The organism is Streptomyces thermovulgaris (assembly GCF_002155915.1).
Taxonomy (GTDB): domain Bacteria; phylum Actinomycetota; class Actinomycetes; order Streptomycetales; family Streptomycetaceae; genus Streptomyces; species Streptomyces thermovulgaris.
The window spans coordinates 1-566 of record NZ_MUME01000551.1; the positions used below are offsets into that span (position 1 = coordinate 1).

Annotated in this window: 1 protein-coding gene; it reads left to right on the plus strand. The window is 69.6% G+C overall.

Features of this window, described 5'->3' with window-relative positions:
• Window positions 1-313, plus strand: a 313-nt coding sequence (locus CCN35_RS27250; protein WP_245863560.1) for an ABC transporter C-terminal domain-containing protein, incomplete at its 5' end; no start/stop codon positions are given.
• Between the last annotated feature and the right edge of the window lie 253 nt (window positions 314-566).

Sequence of the window (566 nt, forward strand, 5' to 3'; positions counted from 1 at the left end):
GATGGAGCAGCGGGCGGCAGCCGCCGCCCCGGCCCCGGCACCCGCCGCCGGGAAGACCGGCACGGAGAAGACCGGGAAGCCGGAGAGGAGCGCCGCCGAACTGCGCGCCGCGAAGAAGGAGTTGCAGCGGATCGAACGGCAGCTGGACCGCATCTCCGAAAAGGAGTCCGCTCTGCACGCCCAGATCGCCGAGCACGCCACCGACTTCGCGAAGGTGGCCGAACTCGACGCCGAGCTGCGCGCACTGACCGGCGAACGGGAGGAGCTGGAGATGCGGTGGCTGGAACTCGCCGAGGACGTACAGGGCGGGTAGCGCAGGCGCGTGCGCCGTGTGAAGGGCGCGTGGAGGCGTATAACAAGCGCGTCACAGGCCGGTCCTCCCTTGGGAACACTTGGAAGCAGGGGTCCGCGCGGGCCGGTGGACCGTCATGGGCGGGTGATAGGAAGGAGACGTTTGAGAGCTTTCCGAACCTGGCTCTGGGCCCGCCACGTGCCCCAGGGCATGGCGAGAAATCAGTGGATCGAGGGGGGAACGCGCTGATGACCCAGCCGCCCAACCAGCCGCC